The sequence below is a fragment of the Arthrobacter sp. 05N429 genome (genome assembly GCF_056397045.1).
Window position 1 is genome coordinate 459,498 of sequence record NZ_JBFTMQ010000002.1, and the last position, 23,238, is coordinate 482,735.

Consider the following 23,238-nt stretch of genomic DNA (forward strand, 5'->3'; position numbering starts at 1 on the left):
CAAGGAGTGCTTCAGATCCGGTGATTCCGAGGCTGCCGGAGTTATCCGTAAGTATCCCGCGGTCCCCGTCCGTTGACGGTCCGGCCACCCTTGCGCCAGCTCGGCGCCGCAGGTCCGAGGACCTGGATCTTGGTCACGACGCCATCGCCGAGTTCGGTGCGGAACTTCTCCAGCAGGCTGATGCTGAGCAGGCGGAGCTGCGTTGCCCAGGCGGTGGAATCACAGCGGACATGGAGGGTGGTGTCAGTGAAGCTTTCCGGCGTGCAGTGGGCGGAAATCTCCGGTCCCACGAGTGCTGCCCATTCCGCCATCACCGAGCCGACTGCCACGGGAGAGCTCCAGCCGCGTTCCGCGACGAGTCGTCCGACCACTTTGCCGAGACCCATCGGGTCCCGGCCGGTGCCGTGAAACTGTCCGAAGCCGCGGGTACTGCTGGTACTGCGGCTGGTCTTCTGCGGAGTGGTGCCAGAACGCGGCGGGGCCTTGCGCCGGATTTCGCCGCGGGATGCGGCCGCCTCACGCATCCTGTTCAGCGCCGACTGGGCAGCATCGATGTCGTCGGGATCGCGTCCCGGTTGCAGGCCGCCGTCGGTATCCTTATTCATCGACCTTCCCGCTCATCGATTCCTCGTCGATCCCTCCGGGGATAACCTTCACCCGACGCCCGGCCAGTTCCGCCGGGATATCGTCCTCGACGGCGGCAGTCACGAGCACCTGCTCGGCGCCGGATACTATTGCCGCCAGTTTACGCCGCCGCTGGACGTCAAGCTCGGCAAAGACGTCGTCCAGGATCAGGATGGGGGCCGATCCGCCGGTCCGGGCATCATCGAGCATCACGTAGTACGAGGCCAGGCGCAGGGACAGGCACATGGACCAGGTTTCACCGTGCGAGGCATACCCTTTCGCGGGGGCCGTGCCGAGGATGAGTTCCAGTTCGTCGCGGTGCGGGCCGACGAGGGAAATCCCGCGTTCCAGTTCCTTGCGGCGTGACACTGCGAAGGCCTTCACGTAGCGTTCGGTGAGCTCGTCAACGGAAAGCTGGCGCAGGTCCTCGGCCGGTCCGTCGCCTGGAGCTGAAGCGGCAGCCGGCATGTCGCCGTCGTCCTCCAACACTCCCTGCAGCGTGGAGCGGTAGATGGCCCCCGCTTCCTTGGAACCGTCAGTGAGCTGCGTGTAGGCGCTGTTGAGGTGGGGGCGGAGTCGTTCCACCAGTTCGAGCCGCGCATGCAGCAGCTCGGCCCCCGCCCGTGCCATGTGCTGGTCCCAGACGTCCAGGGTGGCCTCGTGGCCGCTCGTGAATTTGCCGGCGCGGGCGGATTTGAGCAGCGCATTGCGCTGCTTCAGCACCCGGTCGTAGTCGCTGCGGGTGGCCGCGTGCCGCGGCATGAGGCTGACCAGGAGCTCGTCGAGGAAACGGCGCCGGCTGGACGGATCGCCTTTGACCAGGGCCAGGTCCTCCGGGGCAAACAGTACGGTCTGGCAAATGCCAAGGATGTCCCGGGCCCGGACCGGGTTGCTGCGGTTGATCCGGGCGCGATTGGCGCGCGAGCTGTTGATTTCGAGTTCGAGCACCGTGGACTGCTCGCCGCGGACAAGTTTGGCGCGGATCAGGGCCCGTTCGCTACCGAAGCGCAGCAGCGGGGCATCGGAGCTGACCCGGTGCGAGCTGAGAGAGGCCAGGTAGCCGATGGCTTCCATCAGGTTGGTCTTGCCGATGCCGTTGGAACCGACCAGCACGGTGACGCCGGGCTCGAAACTCAGTTCCACCTGGGCATAACTGCGGAAATCAGTGAGCGAAAGTTGTTCTAGGTACACGCCGGGTTCAGGACTTCAGGGCAGGACTATTTGGCCGGCCGGGTCGCATGCCCGCCGAACTGGTGGCGCAACGCGGAAACCATCTTCATCGCCGGGGAATTGTCCTCGCGGGAAGAGAAGCGGGCAAAAAGTGCCGCCGTGATGGCCGGAGCGGGCACGGCGTTGGCGATGGCCTCTTCGACGGTCCACCGGCCTTCACCGGAATCCTCGACGTAGTCGTCGATCGATTCCAGTCCGGGATCCTCGTCCAGGGCCTTGACCATGAGGTCCAGGAGCCAGGACCGGACCACGGTTCCCTTCTGCCAGGCGCGGAAGGTGCCGGGAAGATCGGTGACAATGTCCTTTGCGGCCAGGAGTTCGTAGCCTTCGGCGTAGGCCTGCATGAGTCCGTACTCGATGCCGTTGTGCACCATCTTGGCGTAGTGGCCTGCGCCGATCCCGCCGACGTGGACGAAGCTGTCCGCACGGTCGCCCTCGGGACGGAGCGCGTCGAAGACGGGCATGGCGCGTTCAATGTCGGCGGCATCCCCGCCGGCCATCAGCCCATAGCCGTTCTGCAGGCCCCAGACTCCGCCGGATACACCGCAGTCGGCGAAACGGATATTCTTTTCAGCCAGCGCGGCACCGTGTTTCTGGTCCTCTGTGAAACGGGAGTTGCCGCCGTCGATCACGAGGTCACCGGCGTCGAGTTTGGTACCAAGCTCGGTGATGACGGCGTCGGTGATGTCGCCAGAGGGGACCATCACCCAGATCAGCCGCGGCGAGGGCACGGCGGCAATCAGTTCGTCCACGCTCGCGACGTCGGTGATGTCCGGATTCCGGTCGAAACCGGTGACTTCGATTCCACCCTTGCGCAGCCGCTCGCGCATGTTGAAACCCATTTTTCCAAGGCCGATCAGTCCAATGTGCATAGTGCGGGTTCTCTTTCTGCATTGGGTGTCGGTTGTCGTTTTGGGGCCCAGAACGACAACAGCCTGGGCCCACGCCGCCCGGGTTCCCTGGCCTAGCTTGCGAGGCGAGGGTGGCGGTGGGGACTAGTTGGGCAGGCGGACAGGCATGACCAGGTAGCGGTAGTCGCCCTGGTCCTCGCCGTCGGCGTCGTTCTGTGCCGTGATCATTGCCGGTTTCGGTGCACTGGTGAACGAGAACCGCACGAACTTGGTCTCGATGACACTCAGGCCCTCGATCAGGTAGTGCGGGTTGAAGGCGACAGTGATGTCCTCCCCGGTGAGCTGGGCCTCGAGCTCTTCCGAAGCCTGGGCATCTTCGCCGGTGCCGGCGTCGAGGTGCAGCTGGCCCTGGGTGAAAGCGAGCCGGACCGGTGTGTTGCGTTCGGCCACGAGGGAGACACGGCGCACTGCTTCGACGAGTTCGGAGGTCTGCACGGTCGCGTGGATCGGCGTGGACTCGGGGAAGAGCGAGCGGATCTTGGGGTAGTCGCCGTCGACCAGGAGCGACGTTGTGGTGCGGCCGCCGCTTTCGAAGCCGATGAGCCGGCTGTCGTCGTCGGCGAGGGCAAGGTTGATGTCGCCGCTGCCGCCGAGGGTCTTGGCGACCTCGTTGAGGGTTTTGGCTTTGACCAGTGCGCTGGTGGAGATGCCGGGAGTGACGGGTTTCCAGGGGACTTCGCGCATGGCCAGACGGTAACGGTCCGTGGCCAGCAGCGTGATGAGGTCGTCCTCGATCTCCATCCGCACGCCGGTGAGGATGGGCAGGGTGTCGTCCTTGCTCGCCGCGATGATCACCTGGGAAACAGCCTGTGCGAAGGAATCGCCCTGGACGGTTCCGCTGATGGGGGGCAAAGCGGGCAGGGGCGGGTATTCGGCTTCCGGCATGGTGGCCAGGTGGAAGCTGCTTCGGCGGCAGGTGAGGGTGACTTTGTTGCCGTCGGTCTCGATGTCGACCGGTGCGGAGGGCAGGCTGCGGCAGATGTCGGCAAGCAGGCGTCCGGAGACCAGGATCGTGCCTTCGGTGGTGATGTCAGCAGGGATTTCGAGCCTGGCGGAGGTCTCGTAGTCGAAGCTCGAGAGGCTGACGGTACCGGCTTCAGCCTTGAGGAGCAGGCCGGAAAGTACGGGTACAGGCGGCCGCGGAGACAACGACCGGGCGGTCCAGGTCACGGCTTCTGCCAGGACGTCCCGTTCGACTCTGAACTTCACGGAAGGGTGCCGCCTTTCATTGCTGCTGTCATCGCTGGTGGCCGGGCCACCGGCCCGGCAAGGAATTACAAAAGTGTCCAGGACGGACACACTGCAGACAGCTTAGCCGCAAGAAGTGTGATTCTCCCATCCCCGGCTTACATCCGTGTGGTTCGGCCGGCCCGGCCCAGTGCCGCTTTCCGGCCGGGGCCGGGACGGTCCTGGGCTGTGTGCGGAGTGCGGAGGGAAGTTGTTATTTGAGGGAATTTCATTTTCTAGGGATTAGTAGTGTTAATAACTGCTGTGGATACTGTGGATAACCCTGTTTGGCGGTGCGATTCCGCGGTTAAGCCCTGTTCATGGACTGTGGGCGGAGGAGGTTTTAAACAGGGTGTGGATGGGGATAACATTTTTGGCCGTTCCGCCGATCCACAGATGCCTTAAGGGTTTTAAGCCCATTAACCGCGGTTGTCCCCTTAACTATCCACAGGCTTGTCCACAGGTGCCTGTTAATAAGGTAAGAGTGCGCGTCCGGTCAGGTCAGGAACAGCTCAGGAATTGCGCTGCTGCTGCTTGATCCGGTTGGTCAGCTCGGTCACCTGGTTGTAGATCACGCGGCGTTCGGCCATCAGCTCACGGATCTTGCGGTCCGCGTGGATGACCGTCGTGTGGTCGCGGCCGCCGAGTTCCTGCCCGATCTTGGGAAGGGACATGTCCGTGAGCTCGCGGCACAGGTACATGGCGATCTGCCGGGCAGTCACCAGGGTCCTGGTCCGTGACTTGCTGCAGAGCTCTTCCATGCTGAGCTTGAAGTAGTCGGCAGTCTGGGTCAGGATCTGCGCGGAGGTGATCTCCTGGGCCCCGTCATCGGTGATGAGGTCCTTGAGCACCATCTCGGCCAGGGCGACGTCGACCGGCTGGCGGTTGAGGCTGGCGAAGGCGGTGACACGGATCAGGGCACCCTCGAGTTCGCGGATGTTGCTGGAGATCTTCGACGCGATGTACTCGAGGGCGTCATCAGGGGCGGACAGGCCCTCGCTGAGGGCCTTCTTCCGGAGGATCGCGATCCGGGTCTCAAGTTCCGGCGGCTGGATATCGGTCAGCAGGCCCCATTCGAACCGTGACTTCATCCGGTCCTCGAAGCCGGCGAGCAGCTTGGGCGGCTGATCGGAGGTGATGACCACCTGCTTGTTGTTGTTGTGCAGGGCGTTGAAGGTGTGGAAGAACTCTTCCAGTGTCCGGTCCTTGCCGGCCAGGAACTGGATGTCATCGATCAGCAGGACGTCGACGTTGCGGTACGTCGTCTTGAAGCTGGTGCCTTCATCGTCACGGATGGAGTTGATGAAGTCGTTGGTGAATTCCTCGGAGTTCACGTAGCGGACCCGGATGCCGCTGTAGAGCCGGCGGGCGTAGTGGCCGATCGCGTGGAGCAGGTGGGTCTTGCCAAGTCCCGAGTCGCCGTAGATGAACAGGGGGTTGTAGGCCTTGGCCGGCGCTTCGGCCACGGCGACGGCGGCGGCGTGGGCGAAGCGGTTGGAGGAGCCGATCACGAAAGTGTCGAAGACGTACTTCGGATTCAGGCGGCCAAATTCGTGGGAGGTGCTCGGCAGCATCGGCTGCGGCTTCAGTTCGACCGAGGGATCGGCCACGAGGGACAGTTCGACGGCGGGTTCCGGCTCCGTGTGGAGCGGCACCAGATCGGTGTCGACGTCGATCGCGCAGCGGATTTCGTCGGAGAAGACGTTCCGGAGGGCGTCGTCGAGGGCTTCCTTTACCTGCGTCTGCAGCACTTCGCGGGTGAGTTCATTCGGCACGGCCACCAGCAGGGTGGAACCGATGAGGCCCTGGGCCTGGGCGAGGATGACGAAGCCACGCTGCCGCGGTGATACACGGTGGTCGTTCTCCAGCAGGCTCACAACCCGGCGCCAGGAACTTCCGACAGTGTTGGCTTGGTTGGCTTCGTCTACTGTCATCAATCAGTTCCTCAAACTTGCTTGCCTGCATTACGTGCCAGAAGTCCTGAACCAGTGTGCTGGCCCCGGCTTAATCCACAGGGTTATGCACAGTCCGTGGATAATCGGCTACTGGGACACTCTAGGGGATGAAAAGAGCAGAAGATAGCTGGGATCTGTCCTGTGGATAATCACACCGTTGTAGTTCGGAATCGGGCCGCGTGACGCACTTCATCCACAGGCTGCGGCGGCAGTTAGCCACAGCTGGGGAAAGTGTGTGGAGCGACCCCCGGTTTGACTCAGGAGGGCGGCAAGCCCTAACGTTGTGAAGTCCCATGTGTACGCTTTTCGCCTCATTTGAATCTCTCCCGATGCCCCGCGTCGTGCGAGTCGAGGGAAGCGGCACATACAAAACTTAGCGTCGACCAGTTCTTCCCCTTGATCGGGTGGGCGCCCCTTTGATCCCACTGGAGTAACTAACGTGAGCAAGCGGACTTTTCAGCCGAATAACCGCCGTCGAGCCAAGAAGCACGGCTTCCGCCTTCGTATGCGTACCCGTGCCGGCCGTGCCATCCTGGCAGCCCGTCGTGGCAAGGGTCGCACCGAACTGTCGGCTTAAATACTGACTCGTCGGTCCACATCCCTGTGCGAGTTTAAAGGTGCTGGCCACCCGCAACCGTCTGAGGACATCAACCGATTTTTCAACAACTGTACGTTCCGGTGTCCGCAATGGACGCCGGAACGTAGTGTTATATACGGCAGCTCTCGCTGCCGATGAACCAAGCCGGATCGGATTCATCGTTTCCAAGAGTGTCGGGAACGCTGTTGTCAGGAACCTCGTTAAGAGGAGACTGAGAGAAGTCGGCGCCTTGTCGTTGCAGAAATACGGCAGCGGCTTCGCGATCGTGGTCCGGGCCCTGCCCTCCTCGGCCGGTGCCAGCTTTGATCAGTTGCGATCTGACTACGACGCCGCGCTGGAAAGCAACATGAAAAGGCTGGGCAGCCGCCTTCCGAAGGCTGGTTCTTCAGTTTCTTACGAGACAACACAGGAAGGGACCCCGCGTGCATAACTCTGCTGCCGCCGTCGTCCCTCCTGCAAGATCCGCAGCCGTTTGGTTGGGCCGGGCAGTTTGGAACTTGCCCCGCAATATCCTCATTCTGCTGCTCCTGGCGTACCGCAAGGTGATCTCACCGCTGTACGGCCAGGTCTGCCGCTTCTTCCCCAGCTGTTCCGCCTATGCGCTTGAGGCCATCACGGTCCACGGCGCGGTCAAAGGAAGCTGGCTGGCGGCCAGGCGCCTGCTGCGCTGCCATCCCTGGAACGCCGGTGGTGTGGACCATGTCCCCGCCGGCAAATGCGAGTGGCCCGCGGACCGCACCCCCACAATTGTTGTGCTGAACAACCCGGACAAGTACCTGGTTGCTCAGACTGATGGAGAAGGTCGCTCTGCGGCCTGACGAATAGGGATATCGTATGGACTTCTTTGAAACAATCATGTTTCCGTTCAAGTGGCTTGTGTCCGCCATTATGGTGGTCTTCCACGATGGCCTGAGCGCCATCGGCATGCCCGCCGCCAATGGCTGGACGTGGACCCTGTCCATCATCGGGCTGGTGCTGGTGATCCGTGCCGCCCTGATTCCCGTGTTCGTCAAGCAGATCAAGGCCCAGCGCGGCATGCAGCTCCTGCAGCCTGATTTGAAGAAGCTTCAGGACAAGTACAAGGGAAAGACCGACCAGCTGTCCCGCCAGGCCATGGCGCAGGAACAGATGGCCATGTACAAGAAGCACGGCACCAACCCGTTCTCGGCGTGTTTGCCCATGCTGATCCAGATGCCGTTCTTCTTCGCCCTCTTCCAGGTCCTCTCCGGCATTACGACGGCGGCCACCAGCGGCAAGAGCATCGGTGCGATGAGCCACGAGCAGGTGGTGCAGTTTGACGAGTCGAGCATCTTCGGTGCCCCGCTCTCCGCGACCCTGCTGCACGGCACGCCTCCCGGCGGCAACGTGGTGGCCGTGTGGATCCTGTCGATTGTGATGATCCTGGCCATGACGGCCTCGCAGTTCATCACGCAGAAGCAGATCATGGCCAAGAACATGTCTGAAGAGGCCATGGCCAGCCCGTTCATGCGCCAGCAAAAGATGATGCTCTACATCCTGCCGATCGTCTTCGGTGTGGGTGGCATCAACTTCCCGATCGGTGTTCTGATTTACTGGACCACCACCAACCTCTGGACCATGGCGCAGCAGTTCTTTGTCATCCGCCGCATGCCGACGCCGGGATCCCCCGCTGCCAAGGCCCTGGCTGAGCGCCGCGCCGCGAAAGGCCTGCCGGCCCTGCCCCTGACGGGAGCCAAGAAGGCTGAAGCCGAAGCCGCCGAAGCTGCTGCTGCCGCCGCCCTCGTGGCCAAGAGCCAGCGCGTCCAGCCACAACGTAAGAACAGGAAGAGGAAGTAATGTCCGCCGAGAGCACCGAAAACGCTATTTCCGCCGAAGCCATCGAGGACCAGGACGGCGCCTTGACGGCGGTCCAGGAATCCGGCCAGGACCCTGAAGAAGGCTCCGAGGACTCGGAGGGCAAGGGCACGTCAGCCAGCCGCCTGGAAGAGGAGGGCGACGTCGCTGCCGACTACCTCGAAGAACTTCTGGACATTGCCGACATCGACGGCGACATCGACATTGAGGTCCGCAACGGCCGCACCTACATCTCGATCGTCGCTGAGGAAGAAGCAGCTGGTCTCGAGAACCTGGTGGGCAAGGACGGCGAGGTCCTCGAAGCGCTCCAGGAGCTGACCCGCCTGGCCGTGCTGTCCGCAACGGAAAACCGCTCCCGGCTGGTGCTGGACATCAACGGCTACCGCTCAGAGCGGGCCGGCGAACTGCAGAAGATCGCAGAAGGCGCCGTCGCTTCCGTCAAGGAATCCGGCGAGGCTGTGGCACTGGCGCCGATGAGCGCCTACGAGCGGAAAATCGTGCACGACGCCGTAGCTGACCTGGGACTCATCAGCGAGTCCGAAGGCGAAGGCGCTGACCGCCACATCGTCGTTTCCGCAGACTGAACCGCCGGATAGCTTGATGGTTGAAATCACCGCTACCGAACTGCAGGCAGCAGAAACGATCTTCGGGGACCGTCTGGACCTTGCGAAGCGCTATGTGGAGCACCTGGCGACCTCAGGAACGGAGCGGGGCCTCATTGGTCCCCGCGAAATTCCGCGGCTGTGGAGCCGCCACGTCCTGAACTGCGCCGTGATCGAGAGCCAGATTGCCGAGGGAAGCCACGTGGCCGACGTCGGCAGCGGCGCCGGACTCCCCGGCCTGTGTCTGGCCATTGCCCGGCCCGATCTGGAACTGACCCTGATCGAACCGCTGGAACGCCGGGTCATCTGGCTCCAGGAAGTCGTGGACGACCTCGGACTCGAGAATGTGACGATCATGCGCACCCGCGCTGAGCTCGCGGTTGGTATGGTCAACGCCGACGTCGTGACGGCACGTGCCGTGTCAGCACTTTCCAACCTCGCCGGACTGACCATTCCGCTCCTGGCGGGCAAGGGTGAAGTCGTCGCGATCAAGGGACGCAGCGCAGGCGAGGAAATCGAAAAAGCGGCCAAGGTTATCCGCAAGCTTGGCGGCACCCAGACGTCTGTCGTGCTGGTGGGCGAGGACCTCCTCGAAGAACCCACCACCGTAGTCCGAATCGTTGTGAATAAGCCTCAAAAGATTGCCTAGCAACAGCCCGGTGCCCTCGGAGTCCAAGGGTAAGAGGTTAGGCTAGTAACCGGCAGCAAGAGCCGAACGAGAGTGAGTGTGTCACAGTGACCAGTAGCGAAGCCTCCACACAACGGATCCCCCCGTTTGTGTCCCTGGGGTCCGCGCGGGCCTTTGTTGCGCCTGTCATCGCTCACGAATACTCCGGAAATCACACGGCTGCGGTTGCGAAGACGACTGGTATGGCCAGCGTTTCACGTGAAACATCTGTTGTCTCCAGCGGAAATGTTCTGGACTCCATCGACGATTCCAGTCCCATTGCCCGCGAGCTCGCCCATGAGAATAAGCGGCGCGAACGGCTCCTGGGGCGTGAATTGCCGAAACCGGAGAAGACCCGCATCTTCACTGTCTCCAACCAGAAGGGCGGAGTCGGCAAGACAACCACAACGGTCAACATTGCCGCTGCCCTGGCGGCCGCCGGCCTGAACGTGCTGGTCATCGACATCGACCCGCAGGGCAATGCCTCGACGGCCCTCGGAATCGAACACCACGCCGACGTTGACAGCATTTATGACGTGCTCATCAACGACATTCCGTTGCAGGATGTTGTGGCACCGTGCCCGGACATCGACAACCTGATCTGCGCGCCGGCCACAATCCACCTCGCCGGTGCGGAGATTGAACTGGTCAGTCTCGTCGCCCGCGAGCAGCGTCTCCGCCGCGCCATCGACGTGTATGCCAAAGAGCGCGCGAAGAACGGTGAAGAGCGGCTGGACTACATCTTCATCGATTGCCCTCCGAGTCTGGGTCTGCTGACCGTCAATGCGTTCTGCGCGGCCAACGAGGTGCTCATTCCGATCCAGTGCGAGTACTACGCCCTCGAAGGACTGAGCCAGCTGCTCAAGAACATCGAAATGATCCAGAAGCACTTGAATGCTGATCTGGTCGTCTCCACCATCCTCCTCACCATGTACGACGGTCGCACCAACCTTGCCGCCCAGGTGGCCGCCGAAGTACGTGAACACTTCCCGGAGCAGGTCCTCGGAGCGGTGGTCCCCCGTTCGGTCCGCATTTCCGAGGCTCCCAGCTACCAGCAGACGGTGATGACCTACGATCCCTCATCCAGTGGGGCGCTGTCCTACCTGGAAGCCGCAGCCGAAATCGCGGAACGTTAGAATCTTTTCAAGAATTGCACTAGCTAGAGTCCGGTGATGCCAGGCTCTTCCAATGGAGGGATTTATCCATGAGCGATAAGCGACGCGGCCTCGGCCGTGGACTTGGGGCACTCATTCCAAGTTCCGCCGCGGCGTCCGGCAACGGTTCAGCGCCGTCCCGTCCCGTGGATCTGTTCTTCCCTGAAGCCCGGAAGCGGACACCTGCTGCCGAGATGCCTGAAATGGAAGAGACCGTTGTCGCCCGTGACAAGGATGCAGCTGCAGAGTCGCAGACGCCGTCGGCGATGACGGCTGCGTCAGCAGAGGCCCCGGACTCCAAGAGTGCTCTTGGGGCGAAGAAGGCTCCGGCGAGAAAGGCTCCTGCCGCCAAGGCCGTGCCCCCGGCTCCCGCGCCCAAGCCTGCGTCCGGCACGGTGTCCGAAGTAGAACCCGTGGCTGTTGCCGACGCGGACGATCAGGGAGTTGAACTCGTCGAGGTGCCGGGCGTCCGTTTCGCGGAAATTTTGGTCACGGACATTCACCCCAACCGCAAACAGCCGCGTTCAGTCTTCGATGAGGACGACATGGCAGAGCTGGTTCACTCGGTGCGCGAAATCGGTGTCCTCCAGCCAATTGTGGTCCGTACTTCAACTGAAAAGGGTGGCGAACCTTACGAGCTCGTCATGGGCGAGCGTCGGTGGCGCGCGGTACAGGCCGCCGGCCTCGAAACCATCCCCGCAATCGTCCGTGACACCACCGATGATGACCTCCTTCGTGACGCGCTGCTGGAAAACCTGCACCGGAGCCAGCTGAATCCCCTCGAAGAGGCCGCCGCCTACCAGCAGCTGCTGGAGGACTTCGGCACCACCCACGAACAGCTGGCTGACCGTATCGGACGCTCGCGTCCCCAGGTGTCCAACACCCTTCGGCTGCTCAAGCTGCCGCCGCTGGTCCAGCGCCGCGTCGCTGCCAGTGTCATCTCTGCCGGCCACGCCCGTGCGCTACTGGCACTCCCGGACGCCGCTGCCATGGAACGCCTGGCCCAGAAGATTGTGGCGGAAGGCATGTCAGTTCGGGCGACAGAAGAAGCAGTAACGCTTTACCAGAACCCGGCCGCAGCGCAGAAGAACAACATCCCGCGGCCCGGTGCACGGCACGAACGCCTGGATTACCTGGCATCATCCCTCTCCGACCGGCTCGATACCAACGTCAAGATTTCACTTGGCGCGCGCAAGGGACGTGTGAGTATCGAGTTCGCCAGCGTGGAAGATCTTAACCGGATCATGGATGTGCTGACGCCCGGGTCGTCCAACTAGCGTCACCAGAACTCAGAAGGGGCCCGTTTCACGTGAAACGGGCCCCTTCCTTTGTTGTTTTCCGCTCGGGAGCTGGCTGACATTCCTGGTTTACAGCCCATTGCATGAGCTGCATCAGACATCAGTGACTCCATCCGTTGTCCGATTCGCACGGATTGAGGACGCCGATTGCCTCGTGCACCGGTGAACTGCAGCTGCGGTGCCTTCTCGGACCCTCCTGGCGGCTCTGCTGACACCGTACGAGCGCAGCACTCGGTGGGCTTTCGGCAGCAATTGGCGTGTAAAGGGACCGAAAATGGGTCGCCAGGTGCTCTCCCTGAGGACCAAGCGGGCAACATTCAGGGTGAACACGGCGCTGGCCGGGTGCGGCGTATTTGAACCCGTCCTGTCGCCCAACTGGTAAGGCTCAAGTCAGAGTGCCTCTGTTGGACGCTATTCGAGGCCACCGACGGCGCCCAAGGCGACGTTTAGGGCCGTCTATACCGAAGTCCCGGGACAATCGGGTCAACTGGCCCGTGGGTCTTGGTCTTGCGCTTGGGCTGGCTCGGGCCTACAAGAGGCCAACCGTTGCCGGACGGGCGTAGATTGAATGTTTCACGTGAAACCCATGTCGCCCGGTTCAGACATGAAAAGTGTGGAATGAGCGGGCAGGTACAGCAAAACACCTGAGTCGGATGTCTTTCCGTTAAAGATGCCTACGCGGGCGCAAACTGCGGGCACATGGCACCAGGTCCAAAGTCCCCACTGCCCCGACTCACGGAGTTCCTACGTCATTCCTCATCGTGGTGCAACGGCTAATGAGCGTCGACGTGCGGACGTGAGCTGCCGCGGGAATGGATCTGAGTAGGTGTTATCCGCGCGTTAGCGTTGCTGTCCCCCGGCGACCGAGGGGGTCACGACTCCTCTACTAAAGAACGTGCGGTTTCACGTGAAACATTCAGGGACCTCGGTGGGAGAAATTCCGCCCGTTCCACGGCCTCCTGTCTTCTGATTTCCGGGTTCAAACAGCGTCGACGCCCCAAATGGGACGCCCACGGGCAGCGCAGCAGCCCGTTCCGGGCCCGCAACGGGCGTCACGCCGTAGAGGCTCCTAGCCTGCCAGCTATGGGCGCCAGGAGGTGGTCAGGAGCCGTCGGGGCCACCCGGGGCCTGACAGAACGCCTGCAGGCTACGGAATCTCCCGTGCAAGATGTCGTTGGGAGCCAAGCCGGTATACGGGACAGGGCCCAGGAGCCTGAACCGCGTGGTCACTCGTGGTCGACTCTAGGCAGTAAGTGGCTAGGTACGGCAACCAACGCTTCGAACGCCCGCGGTGCCAACTTCCGTGGGGTTTCGGAATATGGACCAGAGAACACCAAAGCGCAGGCACCGGGCATAGCGTGTGTCCAATGAGTCCTATTCCTACTGTTGGCGGACTTGGCCCGAAGTAGAGATGAGGACATTGGGCACTCCAACTGTTCCGGTGACGAGGGACATCAGCTGCTTCGGACCGGGTGCTGCCGGCAGAACGCCCGTGCAGTGAGGACGAGTAGTCAGCCCTGTGCTGCCGGCCTGCCGGCCCGTCAGTGGACTAGGCTGCACGGTGCCTAGCGCTGGTTCTGCTAGCAACATGTGGAGGGTCTCGGCTGCAGCCCCCCACACGGCAGAACTACCGCGGCGGCCGATGCGGCGTCGACATCCAAGCAGTGATGGGATGTTGGAGAAGACTGAATACGCCCCCGTCCATTCCGGGAAGCAGCGGAACCTTCCTCCCGTTCCAGGAAGCAGCAGAACCCCCGTCTCCATGCCCAGCTATTGGCGATCGAAAGTGGCACGTATACCTGCACCTGCACCTGCACCTGTACTTGGACCCGCGGCTCCGACTCGGGCTGCGGTAGCGGGCGCTCATTCGGAGGCAGGTCATCGAGGCTGGAACCAGTCACACACCGGCCGAGCTTGGCAATAGTCGCGCCGGCGAGAATGGTGCTCCCGAGGTGCTCCCCGCACCCAGACATCGGGGTTGTCCGGGTGGCACCTCCGGCTGGGAACCCGGGAGGAAGCTGGACTCCCCCGTCGCCAGTAGAACCCGGTGCTGCGTTTGATTGCCCAGGGACTGTACCTGGTGCGAGTTTCCGAGATCGAGGATTGAACCAAGGTCTTCTTCCGCCAACTTGGGATTCGTGGTTCGAAGTCCGCCCTAAATCGGGGTGCTGCCAGGACCCGATTCGTCTGCTGGCACCCGATCCGGCATCAGCAGGATGTCATGACCGGCGGTGGATAGACCGGTGGATATTGCTGTGGATAACTATGTGGATTACTTTGTGGATGGACACCGCGTGCGGCACTGACCTCAGACGATGTCGCCGCAGTGATGGTGGCGCCGGCGACTGTCCTGCCGTTCACGCCCACACTGTTTCACGTGGAACAATTCCGATGCTCCATCAGTGAACTGATTCACACCCGCCCGTGCTGACTAAATCCCCCGATGCCGGTTAATTTAGCGCGGAAAATCGCAGAAATCGGGAAGCAATACTGGTGCAGCCGTGCACGGGCTCAAGTCGTGGACACTGAAGTCAGTGACGGACTTGAGCTGTGCATCGGGGCCAGTACGAAGACCCTCCCCTGGACGCGTCGCCCGACCGAAGAAATCGGCTGTGAGAAATCCCTCACTTCCTGTGGATAACTATGTGAATAAGTTCTGTGGAGAACCCTGTGGAAATTGTCGCGCTGGTACGGGAGAGGGAGCTTTCGGTCCGACCAATGGTCGCCGATGTTGGTCATCAGAATGGCCGACGTTCAGTGACAAAAGAGCCGGAGTCGACGCTTGCGAAATGGCAGCGACAACGCCCGGGCGTCATTCGTTCCAACTGTAGGGTGCGCCCATTTGCTCTTTGCAGTCCATCACGTGTGAAAGGGCCGGCCGGTGCTGTGGAATCAGCACTCTCGGCGGCAGCACTCGACCGACTGGACCCGGGGGCGTGGGCTGCTGAGGTTCGGCACCAGGCGCCGGGAGTTCGATCTTGAGGCGAGGCTGTTTTCTGCTGCTGGTGGGCGAACCGCGTTCTGGGGACAGCGCTATCGACCCTGGTGGCCGGCACAATCTGCGGAAGGTCGCTAGCACGTTGATCGTAAGGCAGTGCTTTGAACAGCCGCGGCCCGACTTCAGGAAGGGCACCCGCCTGGTCCCCTACCTGGCCGACCCCTCAGGCTGCGATGACGCCTCGCGGTACTGCGCGTAGGAGCTGTTGATGCAGCCTCTGTGATCTGCCTTCGGGGCGGTGGCAGACAACGCCCCTCAGGCCGCCCACCAATTGTGGAGAAGACCACGCAGGTGCACTTTCCGTCTCGAGTTGGATTTCGCGTCTGTTCGGGGCGCCCGACTAGCGGGCGGTGTTCTGGAGTGCCCGACCGCGGGAGACGTCCTTGTTGCGCCGCATTGTAGGGCCAACGACAGCGGTGCCGCGTTGTCCGTCAGGGCGGCTACTCGTGTGCGGTGGGCCCGGCTGGGGCCAGCTGGGCCGGGTAGCAGGCGCCATCTGTCGGTATAGGGTGTGGAATCTCCGTGCTGGTTGCCCGTCGCCTCCGCGTGACCCCAAACCTCACTGCTTCGTTTGGAGGGTCAGGTTGGCTGGTCGCAGCGTAGTGCCGCCAAGGGCTATCGGGCGCAAAGGGCTATCGCGGCGTCGATGCGGTGAGTTGGGGAACTGCTTGGTTCCTGGACCAAAACAGGAACTAGTTGTCCTTGTACGCAGGCGCGATCCCCTGCGGGCTTCCGGTTGTGTTTCACGTGAAACACTGACACTTTCGAGGGATATGCATAGGGGCCTAGTGGACGGCGGGAAGTCTCGGAAGTACGACGGTCTGCGGACGCTTGGACCTTGTACAGTTCGCATCTGCGGTAACTAGCGTTTCGTGGCCGACGCCATCGGATTGGGCGCAGCGCCGCCTCCGGATAACCCAACATGGAAGGAAAGCAACCCATATCTGAGAGTTCAATATCGAATCACTACAGTGTAATTGAGAATTCGCTATACCGACCCCGCGTTCCGGAGCATCTATTCGGTCGTAGTAATGTTTCACGTGAAACAAGACTGAGCGGTTGGGCTGATGTGCCCGGCGGCGACGGTTCGAAGGTCCATCGTTCGAGCCGAGATTCGAACTTCTCCAGAATCCAATGCTCCTGGGTCTCGTACTTTCCCAAGGACGTGAGTGGGCGTTTCACGTGAAACATCACGTGTGCATTTGAGTCATCGCAGACGACGCCACTGGTGCAGATGGTGTCAGTGATCCAATCTCATGTTGGTAGCGGCTTGGGGGCTAGTGCATCGCTTCCTAGACAGTCCGTTGCGGGCCAAAGGGCTGTGGCGGCGAATATTGGCCCACCGTTCAGATGCTGGGCCTACTGGGATTGCAGCTCCCACAATTGGCAACTTCTGGGGGCACGCGACGTTGCGATCAGCCGTGCGAGGTGACTCTGGAGCTGGACGCGACATTTTGCGTGTGAAATTTGGTTGTCCACCGTTGGAGGTCCTTGCGATCTCCTAAATCCCATTTCAGCGCCGAATGGACTTCGCAAAAATAGTGCCATTTTCGGTTGATGGACTCGGTGTTGACTTCCAAATTTTCGGCGGGCGACCCATAAATGCAATATGCAGCCAATGATTGACGAGTTCCAGTTCAATGACAAAAATGCTCTGGTGGCCTCCATGCGTGCATGTCTGCTAAGACTTGGCCTCTGCGCTGGTCCGCTGAGGCAAACATTGACGGCGATGTTTCACGTGAAACAGAATGAACCGCCGATGTGCCTGGCATTCCGGCCAAGTCAGGCGACGCCACAGAAGCGGCAGTGATGTTTCACGTGAAACAGGCACATAGATCGGCCGGCACCCCGTGAAACCGCAACCGCCGCTAGGGGTGTCTGCCATCGCAGATCTCAAGCAAGCCGGGCGCTGCGCGTGTTCCGCGCTAGGACTCCCCTGCCAGTGCGATCGTGGGTTGGCCGATGCAACCAGACCCGGAGAGAGCAATTCATGTGCCTAAAACAACTTTGTTCATCTGAGAACAACACTTCGTGGCCCGCTCCTCGACTCGTATGACCGACTGGTCCTCCGCGTGCCAGCCGACAGAACGCCATGCACGAAAAAGGTGGCCCCACTTCCTGGTCCGGAAGTGAGGCCACCCAAAGTCGGATTCAGCGTTGCCCGCTGACCTACAGAGGCGCTTAGGACAGGACGTCCGCGAATTCCTTCTCGAAGAACTGCTTGGGGCGGGCGCCGATGACGGTGCCCTTCACTTCTCCGCCTTCGAACAGGTAGACGGCGGGGATGGAGGTGATGCCGTACTGGGCCGCGATCGCGGGGTTGTCGTCAACGTTTACCTTGACGACGTCCACCTTCTCGCTGTACTCCACGGAGATCTCGTCGAGGATCGGCCCGAGCTTGCGGCACGGTCCGCACCATTCGGCCCAGAAGTCCACGATGACCGGCTTGGCGGATGCCAGAACATCCGTGCTGAAACTAGCGTCTGTTACGTCTTTTGCGTTGCTCATAGCCCTGTCTCTCTCTTCGGTTGGTTGCTGCGCGCCGATTCAGGCGTGGAAATCTGCGAGGTAGTGCTCAACATCAAGGGCGGCTACACAGCCGGAGCCCGACGCGGTGATGGCCTGGCGGTAGGTGGGATCGATAACGTCACCGGCGGCGAAGACACCCTGCACGCTGGTTTTCGAAGTACGGCCGTCGACGGCGATGGTCCCCTCAGGGGTCAAGTCCAGCTTGCCCTTGACAAGTTCGGTGCGGGGATCGTTGCCGATCGCCACGAAGACGCCCGTGACGGCGAGTTCGGTCTCGGTGCCGTCCACCAGGTTCTTCAGCCGGAGTCCCGTGACCTTGTCCTGTCCAAGGACATCCTCGACGCCGCTGTTCCAGATGAAGTTGATCTTCTCGTGCGCCAGGGCGCGGTCGGCCATGATCTTGGAGGCACGAAGGGAATCGCGGCGGTGGACGACGGTGACACTCTTCGCGAACTTGGTGAGGAACAGTGCCTCCTCCATCGCGGAGTCACCGCCGCCGATCACGGCGATGTCCTGATCCTTGAAGAAGAAACCGTCGCAGGTTGCGCACCAGCTGACGCCGTGGCCGGAGAGTCGCTTCTCGTTGGGCAGGCCGAGCTCGCGGTAGGCAGAACCCGTCGACAGAATGATGGACCGGGCCTGGAAGGTCTCCCCCGAGCCGATGGTGACCGTCTTGATGTCGCCGTCGAGATCCAGGTCGGTGACGTCCTCAAACTGGATTTCCGTGCCGAACCGGGCGGCCTGCTTCTCGAAGTTCTCCATCAGGTCCGGGCCCATGATGCCATCCGGGAATCCCGGGTAGTTCTCGACGTCGGTCGTGTTCATCAGCTCGCCGCCGGCGGTTACCGATCCGGCCAGCAGCAGCGGCTTCAGGTTGGCGCGTGCCGTGTACACCGCGGCCGTGTAGCCCGCGGGGCCGGAGCCGACGATGATGACATCACGCACTTCGGACGCGGTGTTTTCTGCGTTGCTCACTGAACGGTGAACCTCTTCCTTTGTCGATGCGCCCGCCTGGGTAGCCGGCCACATGGCACAACTACTGTACGGCGCTGAATATTCCGGTCGGACCGGGCGCCACGGGAGGACGCCATCACTCAGGGTACCGTCTTGGCACCGAGGACCGCGGGGTTACTGCCTTGGTTACCGGCCCGCTACTGGACCTTGATCTCGGCCAGACGCAAGCCATATCCGAAGCGCGTCTTCGGCGCCGCCAGCTTGGGCAGGCTCTTGATCTGGACGATGACATACTGCGCATTGGCGGGCTCCTGCAGGGGCAGCGTCAGATCCGGTGAGGTGAAGCTGTTGCTGCCCACTTGCTTGGCGCCGTCCAGGGACGGACGGTCGTTGGTGAAGACACTGATGCTGCCGCCTGAGGCCCCCAACTGGCTCAGGGTCACCGAGGAGATCTCGGCCGGTGTCTTCAGTTTGACCACAAGGGGGACACCCTCGGGGGCAAAGCCACCCCAGTTTTCATTGGCGAATTCCATGTCCGACCAGTAGCTGGCGGCGTTGCCGTCGAAGGTCTTGACCAGGTCGCCGTCGTAAGTTCCGGCAAAATCGAAGTCGCCCAGCCGCGTGACGCCCTCAATGGCGGGCGGACCGGTGACCGGTGCAGGGCTGCCTGTTGCGGACGGCTCTGCCGAAGTCGCACCGGGCGTACTGGAGGAGGTGTTGCCGCCGGCGTTGGGCTGCGGCGTGGCCTTGAAGAGGCTGCCAAGATTGGTGACAGCAAGAACCAGGCCCACCACGAGGACCGCCGCCAGGAGACCGCCCACCAGCCAGCGCATGGAGCGGGGCTCGCGCCGGGGCTCGTCATCCTTGCCGTAGTACTCGTCATCCTCCTCGGAGTCGCCGCTCCGGGCCGAACCAGGGAAGAATCCCGGGGCCCGGTCCGCGGCGCCGCCGCCGGCCAGGGCGGCGGACTTCGTGGTGTGGCCCTGGTGCGCGGTCTGCCGGTCGTCGTCGTCCGTGTGATCGTAGTCGTCGTCGGACCACAGTGAAACCTTGGGCGATTCGGCGGGAGCAGGCGGCCCGGAAACGGCTGCACCGGAACCGGACGTACCTCCCTGCACGGGCTGGGGCGCCGTTACATGGGGGGTGGCCTCCTGGGGTGCAGTCTCGGGGGACTTTGCTTTCGAGGATGCCGCCGCTGCGGCACCACCGGCACCAGCGGCAGCGGCGGCAGCAACGCCAGCCGCGCCGACCGCGGGTGAGGTCCCCGGACGTGAAGGCACGCGTGCGGGCGAAGCCGGCTGTGTGGCCGGAGCGGCTCCGGATGCAGGGGCGGCCGGGTGGTTCCGACCGTAGTTGATGTAGTCGGCATCTACTTCTTCTTCGTCGTAGAGGCCGTCGTAGGTTTCGGGTTCCTGGGATCGCGGCTGACCGAAGATTTCGCTGCCCAGCGTGTCCGTGAAGAACGGTTCAACATAGGGCGGGTTGGAGGACACAACGAGGTCCAGCAGGTCAGCGGCCGAGGTGTGGTTAGTGATGAGGTAAGTGGTCGCCTCACTGACCCCGAGGTCGAGGATCTGCACGTTGCCGGGACGTTCACCGGTAGCGACTTCCCGGGCACTCTGCGCCACTTGATCCGCGTTGCCGGGTCCGGCCACGAGGATGCTCACGGCACGGTTCAGTACCTGGTCCACACCGTCCAGCACCAGATCCTGGTCATGTGAGGTCAGTACAGTGGCAGTGACCTTGTAACGGCCACCTAGTACTGATCCGACATCGATCGGGTGGGACACGGGCTCCTCCTAGACTGTCCGGGAGTTGCCGAACTGATCACTTCATCAGTGACCACAGGTCCTCCGGTAAGCCGGTGGACCCCTGGTCTGCAACTCCCCTTGTTAGTCTTCGATCCTAGCCGATGCAGTGTCCGCGCCGCGGAAACACGGCGCTGCTAACCCTGCCGGATGCTATTTTTTCTTCTTGCCGCCAAACGGAAAATGGGGATTGTGCCCCGCTGGTCCTTGGTACGTCCGGCGCCCGGGCAGCGGGACATCCCCCCGGCCCAAGCCGCCCTCAGCGGTGCTGGGCAGATCCTCGGCGGGCAGGTAGCCACCCTCCGGTCCGACGCGTCCGGCCCGTTCATCCTGTTCGCTAAGGTCCGGCCCGGCACGGAAGGAGGCGGCGTCGAATTCTCCCGAAATTCTTGGAATGAGTCCGGTGTCCACCGAAACTGTGGCGCGTTCCGGCCTTGTGCGGGCTACGGCGGGACCTTCCGGACGGTCCCCTGCCGTGGGTTCCGCAGCCGCCCGACGGCGTAGGCGGCCCAGCAGCGGCTGCAGCAGGTCGCTCAGTTCGGTCACCCGGAACAGCTTGAGCAGGAGCAGGTACGCCGCCAGCATGACGGGCCCGACGACGACGATCGTCACCAGAGCGGCGACGGGCGTGCTCCAGGCAAAGCCGTCCGGGCTGTAGCTTCCCAGCAGCCACAGAGCCCCCGCCCCGGCCAGGGCCGAACCCAGCGCGGCGTAACCCATCCGGATATAGGAATTGGCGATCCGCGGGCCGTCCAGGTGTCCCAGGAGCCGGCGCAGGAAGACCGCACTGACAATCACCGAGAGGATATTGCCGCCGGTGTAAAGGATGGCGATGGCGAAGATGATCTGGTCGAACGGCAGGAACTGGATGGTGAAGGCGGCAACCACATTCACCATGGCCAGCACCAGCTGGATGAAGAACGGTGTCCTGGCATCCTCGTTGGCGTAGAACACGCGGGACATCATGAAGTTGGCGCTCATAAACGGGGTGCTGAGGGCCAGGATGGTGAGGGTCTGGGCCAGCATGGCGCCGTCCTGCTTCACCCCGCCGGAGAAGAACATGCCCAGCGGCCCGGCCAGCGCAAACAAGGCCAGTGCCCCGAACACCGTGGCCACAGCCATGGTCCGCAGCCCGTGGGACAGCGCGCTGCGCAGCGCAGCCCGGTCCCCATCCTGCGAGGCCCGGGTCATCCGGTTGAACAACACCGTGGCCAGCGACAGCGCAATGATGGAGTGCGGGAGCAGGTAAAGCTGGCTCGCGACCTCCAGCACGGCGTTGCCCGGCATCGTGTCCGCGGCCGGGTCCCCCGCCTGTTCCAGGCGGAGCCGCTCCGCGCCGGGAATCGTGGCGATGCGCATGACATAAAGGAATGCCAACTGTCCGACGGCGGCCGTCGCCAGGGTCCAGACGCTCAGCCTGGCGGCCTGGCCCAGTCCGACCCCGCGCCAGCCGAAGCGTGGGCGCAGGCCGAGCCGGAGCCGGAACACCGGGACCAGCAGGATCGCGGTCTGGGCAATCACACCGATGGTCGAGAATCCGGCCACCAGGAAGGTCTGGGTCGAACCCCAGGTGTCCAGCGTGTGGGGGTTGGTCGCGTTGGCACCGAAGGCCCAGATGAACATGCCGAGGCCGGCGATGGCAACAATGTTATTCAGGATCGGCGCCCACATCGCGGGCCCGAACGCGCCGTGGGCGTTGAGCACCTGGGTCAGCAGGGCATACAGCCCGTAGAAGAAGATCTGCGGAAGGCACCAGAACGCGAAGGACACCGCGAGGGCCTTCTGCTCCGGGGAGTAGCCCTGCGTCGTCAGCTCGATGACCCACGGCGCCAGCAGCGTCACCGCCAGCGTCAGGGTCAGCAGCACCAGCACCGCAAGCGTCAGCAGCCGGCTGATGTAGTCCGCTCCCTTATCCGGAGCCTTGCTTGCCTTGATGATCTGGGGCACCAGGACGGCGTTGAAGACTCCGCCCGCCACGAGCAGGAAGATCAGGTTCGGCAGGTTGTTCGCGTTGATGAACGTGTCGTTGACGGTGGAGCCCAACCCGAGCGCGGCCGCCAGCATCCAGGTCTTGGCGAATCCCAGGAAACGCGAGACCATCGTTCCCGCGGCCATGATGGCGCTGGAACGGACCTCTCCGGATTGGACAGCTTTGGAATCGGCGGGGCCGGAGTGCGCTGGGGTGGGTTTGGCTGATGACATCGTCTTCATCGTCTCACCCGGGCACTGCTTAAGGCGCCATCGGGGTCCGTTAAGGGGGCCTGCGTGGCCCTAGCGGTGGTCGGGCAGGACTTCCTTGGCGAGGTCGGCAATGCGGCGCTCATTCGGGAAGGAGAGCTTACGGGCCAGCTCATGGATGGGAATCCAGGCGACGTCCACAGCTTCCTTGTCGGGATCATTCTCGATCGTCAGTTCCCCGCCGGTGGCCTGGAGCAGGTAGTGGTGGACGGTCTTGTGGACGCGGTGTCCGCTGACCGTAAACCAGTAATCGATGCTTCCCAGCGGCGCGAGGATCTTGCCTTCGATGCCGGTTTCCTCCGCGATTTCGCGGACGGCGGCTTCCTCGTTGCTTTCTTTTCCCTCCGGATGGCCCTTTGGCAGGCACCATTCGAGTCGTCCGCCGCGATTGAGGCGGGCGATGATCGCAACCCGGAGCTCGGCGTCGGACGTGTCAACCACGACGCCGCCGGCGGAGACTTCCTCCACGGTGGGGAGGGAGGCCTGTCCGGAGTGCTGCACCGGCGCGACATTGGCACCTATTGCCGACGGCAACGGTGCGTTTGTCCTCCTGCCGGGAGCGCTCGGTACGGGATGGGCCATGAAGTCCACTCTAACGACTCTTGTCTGCAC

18 protein-coding genes are annotated in these 23,238 nt (G+C 62.7%); 8 read left to right on the forward strand and 10 right to left on the reverse strand.

Annotation, left to right across the window (positions count from 1 at the left end):
* Nucleotides 1–41 precede the first annotated feature (41 nt).
* From AC1DF4_RS06060 to dnaA, 5 genes are all read right to left on the reverse strand, one after another.
* Complete coding sequence (locus tag AC1DF4_RS06060; RefSeq protein ID WP_476912028.1) at nt 42–605, reverse strand: DciA family protein; 564 nt, start codon at nt 603–605, stop codon at nt 42–44.
* The gene (gene recF, locus AC1DF4_RS06065; protein WP_476912029.1) at nt 598–1,815 is read right to left on the reverse strand and encodes a DNA replication/repair protein RecF; all 1,218 of its coding nucleotides are present in this window, start codon (nt 1,813–1,815) and stop codon (nt 598–600) included. The genes AC1DF4_RS06060 and recF overlap by 8 nt, the downstream gene beginning before the upstream one ends.
* A gap of 26 nt (nt 1,816–1,841) precedes the next feature.
* The gene (gene gnd, locus AC1DF4_RS06070; RefSeq protein ID WP_476912030.1) at nt 1,842–2,726 is read right to left on the reverse strand and encodes a phosphogluconate dehydrogenase (NAD(+)-dependent, decarboxylating); all 885 of its coding nucleotides are present in this window, start codon (nt 2,724–2,726) and stop codon (nt 1,842–1,844) included.
* A gap of 123 nt (nt 2,727–2,849) precedes the next feature.
* Nucleotides 2,850–3,974: a DNA polymerase III subunit beta gene (dnaN, locus tag AC1DF4_RS06075; protein WP_476912031.1), complete on the reverse strand. Its 1,125-nt coding sequence runs from the start codon at nt 3,972–3,974 to the stop codon at nt 2,850–2,852.
* Nucleotides 3,975–4,504: 530 nt separating this feature from the next.
* A complete protein-coding gene (gene dnaA, locus AC1DF4_RS06080) occupies nt 4,505–5,926 on the reverse strand; it encodes a chromosomal replication initiator protein DnaA (RefSeq protein WP_056428740.1) in 1,422 nt (473 codons plus the stop codon).
* A 460-nt stretch (nt 5,927–6,386) separates the two neighbouring features.
* Between dnaA and rpmH the strand changes: the two genes are divergently transcribed.
* The 8 genes from rpmH to AC1DF4_RS06120 all read left to right on the forward strand — a co-directional run bounded on the left by rpmH (nt 6,387) and on the right by AC1DF4_RS06120 (nt 12,078).
* On the forward strand, nt 6,387–6,524 hold the full coding sequence (rpmH, locus tag AC1DF4_RS06085) for a 50S ribosomal protein L34 (RefSeq protein ID WP_003800212.1): 138 nt from the start codon (nt 6,387–6,389) through the stop codon (nt 6,522–6,524).
* 40 nt (nt 6,525–6,564) lie between these two features.
* Complete coding sequence (gene rnpA, locus AC1DF4_RS06090; RefSeq protein WP_476912032.1) at nt 6,565–6,975, forward strand: ribonuclease P protein component; 411 nt, start codon at nt 6,565–6,567, stop codon at nt 6,973–6,975.
* Nucleotides 6,968–7,363, forward strand: coding sequence for a membrane protein insertion efficiency factor YidD (gene yidD, locus AC1DF4_RS06095; RefSeq protein WP_476912033.1), 396 nt, complete (start codon nt 6,968–6,970; stop codon nt 7,361–7,363). Before rnpA ends, yidD begins: the two co-directional genes overlap by 8 nt.
* Before the next feature lie 16 nt (nt 7,364–7,379).
* Nucleotides 7,380–8,360, forward strand: coding sequence for a membrane protein insertase YidC (gene yidC / locus AC1DF4_RS06100; protein WP_476912034.1), 981 nt, complete (start codon nt 7,380–7,382; stop codon nt 8,358–8,360).
* Entirely contained in the window at nt 8,360–8,962 is a 603-nt protein-coding gene (locus AC1DF4_RS06105; protein WP_476912035.1) for a Jag family protein, read from the forward strand. The genes yidC and AC1DF4_RS06105 overlap by 1 nt, the downstream gene beginning before the upstream one ends.
* Before the next feature lie 16 nt (nt 8,963–8,978).
* Nucleotides 8,979–9,629 carry a 16S rRNA (guanine(527)-N(7))-methyltransferase RsmG gene (gene rsmG, locus AC1DF4_RS06110; protein WP_476912036.1) on the forward strand — a complete coding sequence of 217 codons (651 nt, stop codon included), beginning with the start codon at nt 8,979–8,981 and terminating at the stop codon, nt 9,627–9,629.
* Between the two features lie 86 nt (nt 9,630–9,715).
* On the forward strand, nt 9,716–10,783 hold the full coding sequence (locus AC1DF4_RS06115) for a ParA family protein (RefSeq protein ID WP_441404739.1): 1,068 nt from the start codon (nt 9,716–9,718) through the stop codon (nt 10,781–10,783).
* Nucleotides 10,784–10,851: 68 nt separating this feature from the next.
* Entirely contained in the window at nt 10,852–12,078 is a 1,227-nt protein-coding gene (locus AC1DF4_RS06120) for a ParB/RepB/Spo0J family partition protein (RefSeq protein ID WP_476912037.1), read from the forward strand.
* A 5,200-nt stretch (nt 12,079–17,278) separates the two neighbouring features.
* On the opposite strand, the gene trxA is transcribed toward AC1DF4_RS06120, so the two are convergent.
* From trxA to AC1DF4_RS06145, 5 genes are all read right to left on the reverse strand, one after another.
* Nucleotides 17,279–17,605 carry a thioredoxin gene (gene trxA, locus AC1DF4_RS06125; RefSeq protein WP_224048054.1) on the reverse strand — a complete coding sequence of 109 codons (327 nt, stop codon included), beginning with the start codon at nt 17,603–17,605 and terminating at the stop codon, nt 17,279–17,281.
* Nucleotides 17,606–17,644: 39 nt separating this feature from the next.
* A complete protein-coding gene (gene trxB, locus AC1DF4_RS06130; RefSeq protein ID WP_476912038.1) occupies nt 17,645–18,601 on the reverse strand; it encodes a thioredoxin-disulfide reductase in 957 nt (318 codons plus the stop codon).
* A gap of 176 nt (nt 18,602–18,777) precedes the next feature.
* Complete coding sequence (locus tag AC1DF4_RS06135) at nt 18,778–20,370, reverse strand: ABC transporter substrate-binding protein (RefSeq protein ID WP_476912039.1); 1,593 nt, start codon at nt 20,368–20,370, stop codon at nt 18,778–18,780.
* Between the two features lie 171 nt (nt 20,371–20,541).
* Complete coding sequence (murJ, locus tag AC1DF4_RS06140; RefSeq protein WP_476912040.1) at nt 20,542–22,590, reverse strand: murein biosynthesis integral membrane protein MurJ; 2,049 nt, start codon at nt 22,588–22,590, stop codon at nt 20,542–20,544.
* 69 nt (nt 22,591–22,659) lie between these two features.
* Nucleotides 22,660–23,208 (reverse strand): NUDIX hydrolase, encoded by a 549-nt coding sequence (locus tag AC1DF4_RS06145; protein ID WP_476912041.1) that lies wholly within the window; start codon nt 23,206–23,208, stop codon nt 22,660–22,662.
* Nucleotides 23,209–23,238: the final 30 nt, after the last annotated feature.

Bases quoted from the DNA above. Each gene is read 5' to 3' on its own strand.
- AC1DF4_RS06060 (WP_476912028.1), bottom strand. From the start codon at position 605: ATGAATAAGGATACCGACGGCGGCCTGCAACCGGGACGCGATCCCGAC.
- gnd (WP_476912030.1), bottom strand. From the start codon at position 2,726: ATGCACATTGGACTGATCGGCCTTGGAAAAATGGGTTTCAACATGCGC.
- dnaA (WP_056428740.1), bottom strand. From the start codon at position 5,926: ATGACAGTAGACGAAGCCAACCAAGCCAACACTGTCGGAAGTTCCTGG.
- yidC (WP_476912034.1), top strand. From the start codon at position 7,380: ATGGACTTCTTTGAAACAATCATGTTTCCGTTCAAGTGGCTTGTGTCC.
- AC1DF4_RS06105 (WP_476912035.1), top strand. From the start codon at position 8,360: ATGTCCGCCGAGAGCACCGAAAACGCTATTTCCGCCGAAGCCATCGAG.
- rsmG (WP_476912036.1), top strand. From the start codon at position 8,979: ATGGTTGAAATCACCGCTACCGAACTGCAGGCAGCAGAAACGATCTTC.
- AC1DF4_RS06120 (WP_476912037.1), top strand. From the start codon at position 10,852: ATGAGCGATAAGCGACGCGGCCTCGGCCGTGGACTTGGGGCACTCATT.
- trxA (WP_224048054.1), bottom strand. From the start codon at position 17,605: ATGAGCAACGCAAAAGACGTAACAGACGCTAGTTTCAGCACGGATGTT.
- murJ (WP_476912040.1), bottom strand. From the start codon at position 22,590: ATGTCATCAGCCAAACCCACCCCAGCGCACTCCGGCCCCGCCGATTCC.
- AC1DF4_RS06145 (WP_476912041.1), bottom strand. From the start codon at position 23,208: ATGGCCCATCCCGTACCGAGCGCTCCCGGCAGGAGGACAAACGCACCG.